The sequence below is a fragment of the Methylobacterium sp. BTF04 genome, assembly GCF_010692745.1.
GTDB lineage: Bacteria > Pseudomonadota > Alphaproteobacteria > Rhizobiales > Beijerinckiaceae > Methylobacterium.
The window spans coordinates 20,670-27,933 of the sequence record NZ_JAAHTB010000045.1; the positions used below are offsets into that span (position 1 = coordinate 20,670).

9 protein-coding genes are annotated in these 7,264 nt (G+C 68.4%); 7 read left to right on the forward strand and 2 right to left on the reverse strand.

The annotated features are described in order from the left end of the window. Window positions 1-298: 298 nt before the first annotated feature. On the reverse strand, window positions 299-1,372 hold the full coding sequence (locus G3T14_RS19835) for an HD domain-containing phosphohydrolase (protein ID WP_163644268.1): 1,074 nt from the start codon (window positions 1,370-1,372) through the stop codon (window positions 299-301). A 306-nt stretch (window positions 1,373-1,678) separates the two neighbouring features. Here G3T14_RS19835 and msrA point away from each other — a divergent pair, with 306 nt between their 5' ends. The 7 genes from msrA (at window position 1,679) to G3T14_RS19870 (ending at window position 6,631) form a co-directional block, all read left to right on the forward strand. Continuing rightward, window positions 1,679-2,332, forward strand: a complete 654-nt coding sequence (gene msrA / locus G3T14_RS19840) for a peptide-methionine (S)-S-oxide reductase MsrA (RefSeq protein ID WP_163644269.1) — start codon at window positions 1,679-1,681, stop codon at window positions 2,330-2,332. Window positions 2,333-2,414: 82 nt separating this feature from the next. Then, entirely contained in the window at window positions 2,415-2,918 is a 504-nt protein-coding gene (locus tag G3T14_RS19845; RefSeq protein ID WP_163644270.1) for a TIGR00645 family protein, read from the forward strand. Window positions 2,919-2,925: 7 nt separating this feature from the next. Further along, window positions 2,926-3,246, forward strand: a complete 321-nt coding sequence (locus G3T14_RS19850; RefSeq protein ID WP_163644271.1) for a DUF2293 domain-containing protein — start codon at window positions 2,926-2,928, stop codon at window positions 3,244-3,246. A 203-nt stretch (window positions 3,247-3,449) separates the two neighbouring features. Next, a complete protein-coding gene (locus G3T14_RS19855) occupies window positions 3,450-3,986 on the forward strand; it encodes a hypothetical protein (protein ID WP_163644272.1) in 537 nt (178 codons plus the stop codon). A gap of 79 nt (window positions 3,987-4,065) precedes the next feature. Next, window positions 4,066-4,995: a penicillin-insensitive murein endopeptidase gene (mepA, locus tag G3T14_RS19860; RefSeq protein ID WP_163644273.1), complete on the forward strand. Its 930-nt coding sequence runs from the start codon at window positions 4,066-4,068 to the stop codon at window positions 4,993-4,995. A gap of 68 nt (window positions 4,996-5,063) precedes the next feature. Beyond that, window positions 5,064-5,954 carry an aldose 1-epimerase family protein gene (locus tag G3T14_RS19865; protein ID WP_163644274.1) on the forward strand — a complete coding sequence of 297 codons (891 nt, stop codon included), beginning with the start codon at window positions 5,064-5,066 and terminating at the stop codon, window positions 5,952-5,954. Then, on the forward strand, window positions 5,951-6,631 hold the full coding sequence (locus G3T14_RS19870; RefSeq protein ID WP_163644275.1) for a TenA family protein: 681 nt from the start codon (window positions 5,951-5,953) through the stop codon (window positions 6,629-6,631). Before G3T14_RS19865 ends, G3T14_RS19870 begins: the two co-directional genes overlap by 4 nt. 46 nt (window positions 6,632-6,677) lie before the next feature. On the opposite strand, the gene G3T14_RS19875 is transcribed toward G3T14_RS19870, so the two are convergent. Then, window positions 6,678-7,019, reverse strand: coding sequence for a hypothetical protein (locus G3T14_RS19875; RefSeq protein ID WP_246733440.1), 342 nt, complete (start codon window positions 7,017-7,019; stop codon window positions 6,678-6,680). Between the last annotated feature and the right edge of the window lie 245 nt (window positions 7,020-7,264).

Genomic DNA, 7,264 nt, shown 5'->3' on the forward strand with positions numbered 1-7,264 from the left:
GGGACAGCACACCGCATCCGGCAAAGATGAACCATGCCGGCGGGAAGCGTCCCGAAGAGTTGCGATGACGGTGCGGATCGCCGGAAAGACGAGGCCGCCGATGTGCTGAAAAGGTGACCGGACTCGCGTCGACGGTCAATGAAACGTTATTTCGAAATGACTTGAAGGCGGAGACGATCACCCCCGCCCGGACGCCGCCCGGAGATCATCCGTTTCGACGTGCATCATCTTGCCGAACATGATCTTGTTGAGCAGCCCCTTGCCGAGCGGGACCGGGCCCGGTCGGCTTAGTCCGGCCTCACGCCACGGAAGCGTCCGAGACCGATCCGATCACCGTGCCGTGAAAGACCCGCAGCAGGTCGCCGTCGAGCTTGGGCCCCATATCCTGCATGATGGCGTAGGCTTCGGCATGGGGCAGCGGATCGCGGTAGGCCCGTCGCTCGGTCAGCGCCGAGTGGATGTCGCAGATCGTGACGAGGCGGACGAGGTCGGGGATGGCGTCGCCGGAGAGCCCATCCGGGTAGCCGCTGCCGTCGAGCATCTCGTGATGATGGCGCACCACCGCGAGCATCGGGGCGTCGAAACCGCCCTGACGCGCGAGAAGTTCGGCGCCGATGACGGAATGGGTCCGCATCACCTGCGTCTCCTCCGCGGTCAGGCGCCCCGGCTTGTTGAGAATGGCGAGGGGAATCTTGGCCTTCCCGACGTCGTGGAGCAGGGCCGCCCGTGCCAGCCGCATCTGATCGGCGCGGCACAGGCTCAAACCGGCCCCGAAGGCGGCGGCATAGCCGGCGACGCTGAGCGAATGCTGGTAGAGTTGCTGGTCGTAGCGGCCGATGATCTCGAGCCAGGTCCGGATTCCGCAATCGGACACCGCATCGAGGATCACCTCGGTTCCGGCATCGACCTCGGCCACCGACAGAGGCTGGCCGGATCGCGCAGCCTCGAACGCGTCGCCGATGACGGCGTTGGCGCGATGGACCAGCGCCTCGGCCGCGCGTCGGCCAGCGGGAAGCCGTGCACGGGCGGCCTGCTGCGCCTCGATGAGATTGAACAGGGTGGCAAGGATGACGGTGCGGGGCGCCTCCGCCGGCAAGGTCCGGACGGCAGAGGATGTCTTGACCGCCCCCTGCGGCGGGCGGTTCGTCAGCTGAAGGCTCGGAATGCGCAGCTTGTAGACTCGCCTGACCCAGGCGGCGGCCGTCGCCTCATCCTGGGTGACGTCGATCACGACCACGAGGGGCAAGTCCGCCGGGAGCGCGGCCGAAGGCTCGATGGACCGGCACAGGAGGACGTTCTCTACCGCACGGACCAGGAGGCTCGCACGATCCGGGCGGTCCGAAACAATGAGGACGACGCTGTCCTGCGTCACGGGCAGGTCCGTTCAAAATGGTACACGTGCCGATCCAGAGGCCCGCAGCGGATGAGCCCACCCACACCATTATAGAACAATTCACTACAAATCATTTCTCGGCGTGCCGTTCGGGAACAATCTTGAGCAGAGTAAGCGAGTTCAGGGCCATCCGGATTCGGGCCCCTGGATTCGCAACCGAATCGCGCTCCTTGCCGTCCCACGAAACGGCTCCGCGCTTACCGGCATGGCATCGGCGCCCCATATCCATCCGAGACATGCGCCGTGCCCGACCGGAGCTCGGCGCCGCCATTCCAGGAGGCTCCGATGTTCCTGTTCCGCAAGCGGCCTGAGATGCCGACCGCCGCCGACACCTTACCGGGCCGGCCGAACCCGATCCCGACCGCGACGACCCATTTCGTCAACGGCAACCCGCTCAAGGGCCCATATCCGGACGGGCTCGAAAGCATCGTGCTGGGCCTGGGCTGCTTCTGGGGGACGGAGCGCCGGTTCTGGCAATTGCCCGAAGGAATCTTCGTGACGGCGGTGGGCTATGCCGGCGGCGGCACCCCCAATCCCACCTACGAGGAGGTGTGCTCGGGCCTCACCGGCCACAACGAAGTGGTGCTGGTGGTCTACGACCCGACGGTGTTGCCGCTGGGATCGGTGCTCAAGACCTTCTTCGAGAACCACGATCCGACCCAAGGAATGCGCCAGGGCAACGACGTCGGTACGCAGTACCGCTCGGGCATCTACACCACCGACGACGCCCAGAGAGAGACGGCGGAGCGGGTGCGTGCAGCTTACGGCGCAGCGCTCTCGGCCCGCGGCTACGGCCCGATCACCACCGAGATCGAACCGCTCGCGGCCTTCTACTTCGCAGAGGATTACCACCAACAATATCTCGCCAAGAATCCGGCCGGGTATTGCGGCGTCTCCGGCACCGGCGTGACCTGCCCGATCGGGACCGACATCTCCTGAGTCCGATGCAGCGGAGGCTTGCGGCTATGCTTGGCGTCGTGCGAAACGCGAGGCGACGGATTTTGCACGGAGGCGTTGCGGAATGGTGGAGCGTATCTTCGAACGGGCTCTGTTCGCGAGCCGATGGCTGCTGGCACCGTTCTATGCGGCTTTAAGCATCGGCATCGTCGTTCTGCTGGTGAAGCTGCTGCAGGAGCTGGTCCACTTCGTATTGCACATGTGGGCGGCGACGGAGGCGCAGATCATTCTCGGCGTCCTGACGTTGGTGGATCTGTCCTTCACCGCCTCCCTGCTCATCATCGTGATGTTCTCCGGCTACGAGAACTTCGTTTCGAAGATCGACCATTCGGACCACAAGGACTGGCCCGCCTGGATGGGCACCATCGACTTCACCGGCCTCAAGTTGAAACTGATGTCTTCCATCGTGGCGATCTCGGCGATCTCGCTCTTGAAGGCGTTCATGGATCTGAAGGCCACAAGCGACCGCGAGTTGTATGCGCTGGTGGGCCTGCACATGGTGTTCGTGGTCTCCGGCCTGCTGATGGCCCTCACCGACCGGGTGGCCGCCGGCCACCACGACCGCTAGGCGCCCGATGAATCGCCGGGACGCGGTCGCCGCAGCGCTCGCGATCCTTGCCCCGCGTTTGCCGGATTTCGAAGCCGACGAGGTCCTGGGCCGCGCCTTGGCGAGCCCCGGACTGCACGGTGCCGGGCCGGAAACCGCGGCCTGGCTTTCCCTCGTGGCCTATGCCCGCCATGCCTTCACGGAGTACGATTCCTACCTCGACGACGGCTACGATCGCGACAGCGCCCGTCATTTCATCCTCGACGACCTCAATGCGGTCCTGGCCGGGTGGGGTTCGCGCCGCCGGGTGACCGAGGAGGTCGGTGCGGACGAGGCGGACACGGAGTGACCGCGCGCCTCGCCCTCGCGGGCTTGTGCGGCGATGGCCGGTCGCGGCATCCTGCCGACCCGGTATAGGAACAGCGACCCGCGATCCGGCCCGCCCGGACGAGAGCCGCGAAGGAGCCCTACAGGCATGAAGCTCGACGCACGCACCGTCACCGCGCACAGGACCGTCTCGCAGACGTCCGCCGTCATGGTCGCGGTGGCTTGATGGCGACGCACGCGCCCGCCATCGCGACGGCATTGCTGCTGCTCCTCGCCGGTGCGGGAGCGCGGGCCCAGGAGGCGTCGCCGCCCGCTGCCGATCCCGCCGCCTGCACCGGTTTCGCGTGGTCGCTCCTGCGGGAGCAGGCGTGGTTCTCCGCGCCCGGCCTCCCGCGCGTCGCCTCCGGCGCGACCCTGCCGCCGGAGATGCCCGGCGCGATCCTGATGCTGGAGCCGGCGGCGCGGGTCGACCTGCCGTTCCCGCCCTCCCGCGAGCCGAAACCGGGCACCTATGCGGGAATCCTGCACCTGCCGGCCCCGATGATGCCGGGCCAGTATCAGGTGACGCTGTCGGAGCGCGCCTGGATCGACGTGAGCCAGGACGGCCGGACCCCGCGCCCCGCCGGCGCGCACACGATGCAAGTCGGCTGCCCGGTGATCGCCAAGAGCGTGCGTTTCCAGCTCGGGACCGCACCCATCACCATCGTGGTGAGCGGCGCCGCCGGCGAGACGATCAAGATCGCGGTCGCCCCGGCAGAGTAACGGTACGCCAAAGCCAGACGACGCGCGTGCGGACGTCCTGCGCGCGACGTGAAAATTCCCGATGGATGAGCTTGACCCCATGCCGCAGACCCTTCGCGCGCTTCCCCTTGTCGTCCTCGCGCTGGTCGCGACGGGTTCGGTCGCATCGGCGCAGGACAGGGGCAGCGTCGACCCCAAGCCCCTGCCCCCGCTCGCCAACCCGGACGCGCCCGGCACCCCGGCCAAGGCGCTGTTCGGCCGCGTGACGACGCCGGCCCCCGGCCCGGCTCAGCCCTACGGCTCCTATGCCAAGGGCTGCTTTTCGGGCGGCGAGGCGCTCGCCGTCGATGGGCCGAACTGGCAGGTGATGCGCCTGTCGCGCAACCGGAGGTGGGGCACGCCGCATCTGGTGGACTTCCTCGAACGCCTCGCCGCCAAGGCGCCGCGCGCCGGCTGGCCGGGCCTGCTCGTCGGCGACATGTCACAGCCCCGGGGCGGGCCGATGCTCACCGGCCACGCCTCGCATCAGCTCGGCCTCGATGCCGATGTCTGGCTGACCCCGATGCCCGATCATCGCATGAGCCGGGTCGAGCGCGAGGAAACCTCCGCCACCAACGTGGTACGGGCCGACCGCCTCGACATCGACCCGCAGGTCTGGGCCCCCGAGCACCTGAAGCTGATCCGGCTGACGGCGCAGCAGCCGGAGGTGGCGCGCATCTTCGTCAATCCGGCGATCAAGAAGGCCCTGTGCCGCGAGGCGGGGGGCGACCGGGGCTGGCTCACCAAGGTGCGGCCCATGTACGGGCACAATTATCACTACCACATCCGCCTCGCCTGCCCCGCCGGCGACGACCAATGCGGTGACCAGGCTCCGCCGCCGGCCGGCGACGGCTGCGGCGACGAGCTCGCCTACTGGTTCAGCGATGCGGTGATGAACCCGCGCCCCTCCACCAAGCCGACCAAGCCGAAGCCGCCGATGACCCTGGCCGCCTTGCCGGCGGCCTGCCGTGTGGTGCTGAAGGCGCGCTGAAAGCGGGCGCGATCCGCGGCCTGCACGGCCGCTTCGAAAACGGCGGGACGGCCCTGGAGAAGTCGGCAATGGACGAGCGAATCACCATCACCGCCGGCGACGGCACCGAGGCGGTCATCGCGCTGGACGGCGCCGAGCCGGTATCCTGGCGCGTGGGCGACCGGGAATACCTCTGGAACGGCGACCCGGAGCATTGGAACCGGCACGCGCCGTGGCTCTTCCCGGTGGTCGGTGCCTCGGCCGGCGGCGTCGTGCGCGTGGGCGAGCGGACCTACCCGATGGGTCAGCACGGCTTTGCCCGCGACCTGCCCTTCACGGTGGTGGAGCGGACCGACGACAGCGTGACCCTGCGGCTCACCGACAGCGAGGCCACGCACGTCCACTACCCGTATGCCTTCCGGCTCGACATCACCGCCCGCGTCGGTCCCGGCATGCTCGATTTCGAGATCTGGCTCGAGAATACCGGCACGGAGCCGATGCCCTATGCGCTCGGCTTCCATCCGGCCTTCCCGTGGCCGTTCGCCGGCGGCACGCGGGCGGCGGGGGGCGGCTACGCGGTGGCCTTCGAATACCCGGAACGGCCGATGGTCCCGGAGGTCGGCGAAGGCGGCCTGCTCGTGCGCGACGAACGCCCCATCCCCCTGGACGGCACCATCCTGCCCCTCGATCCGGCCCTGTTCGCCGAGGCCCTGGTGTTTCGCGATGCGGCCAGCGGCTGGATGCGCTTCACCGGCCCCGACGGCGCGGCGATCCGCATGGAGATGTCGGACTTTCCCCATCTCGCCGTCTGGACGAAGCCGACCGCGCCGTTCCTGTCCCTCGAATGCTGGACCGGCCACGCCGACTGGGTCGGCTTCGACGGCGACCTGACGCGGCGGGATTCGCAGCGCCTGATCGCCCCCAAGGGCCGCTCCCGCCATGGGGTCACCCTTTCGTTCGAGACGGAGCGTCCGGCATGAGCAAAGTGTCGCCAAACGTTTTTTCGCAGGACGCCTGGACCCGCAACGCGGAGGCCTACGAGGCGATCCGCACCATGCCGTTCAACGTCGAACTCGCCGCCGGCTCCCTCAGCCGGGCCCGCTTCATCCACTACATCGTGCAGGACGCGCATTACCTCATCGGGTTCGGACGCGCCCTGGCTCTGGCCGCCGCCAAGGCCCCGCATCCCGACCGGATCGTCCAGTTCTCCCGTGCCGCCGAGACCGCCATCGTCGTCGAGCGCTCGCTGCATGGCGGGTTCTTCGCCGATTACGGGATCGACGCGGATGCGTTCGCGGGGACACCGCTCTCGCCCGCCTGCGACCACTACGTCTCGTACCTGCTCGCCACCGCGTATGCCGAACCCTACGAGGTGGTGCTCGCGGCCCTGCTGCCCTGCTTTTGGATCTACGCCGAGGTCGGCAGCGATATCTTTTCGCGCGCGCAGGCGGACAATCCCTACCGCGCCTGGATCGACACCTATGCGGGCGAGGATTTCGCCACGGCCGTCGCTGCGATGATCGCGGCCACCGACGAGGCCGCAGCCGAGGTGTCTCCCACCGTGCGAGAGCGGATGCACCGGGCCTACACCCAGGCGACCCGCCTCGAATGGCTGTTCTGGGACGGGGCGTTTCGCGAGGCCGGTTGGCCGGTGTGACCACGCCCCCGGTCGTCGCGACCGGGAGCGCGGGTCGGTTGGGGCCTTAACGCGCCCGGAGCAGCGTCCCGGCCGGATCCGGGCGGGCCTGTGCCACGGGCTGGGTGACCACGCGAAAGCGATCGCGCGCCGCCTTGGCGGCCTGCTCGACGCTGCGGAAGACCGTCCCGTCGAGGGGGCCGAAATCCCGGTTCGACGCGAAGAACCGCACGCCGGCCGTCTCCGGCACGGCGATGCCGGCGGTGACCTCGCCGATCTCGATCACCCGCGCGGGCGCAGGGTCGGCATGGAGGCGATTGCGGGCGCGGGTGGCGTGATGGTCGGCGAAAGGCGGCGCGTGGCGCCGGTTCAGGGCGCGCGCGGTGGTGTCGGCATGAAGATGGGGCATGGGTGATTCGACTCCCGAAGCCGGCATAGGGCCGGGCATGGTATTGCGGATGGACGCGACAGCGAGGTCAGCGTCGACAGCAAGTCCAGGCCTGAGAGCGTCGTCTCGCGTAAAGGAAAACAGTCACGGCAAGTCATCCCTTCCAGGAAGGATCACGAGGCGCACACGCGTCGCGATGCTTTAGCGTTTGATGACGCGGCGCAAGCTATACACTTCAAATCACCGCGGCCCGGCCGCAGCGAAAT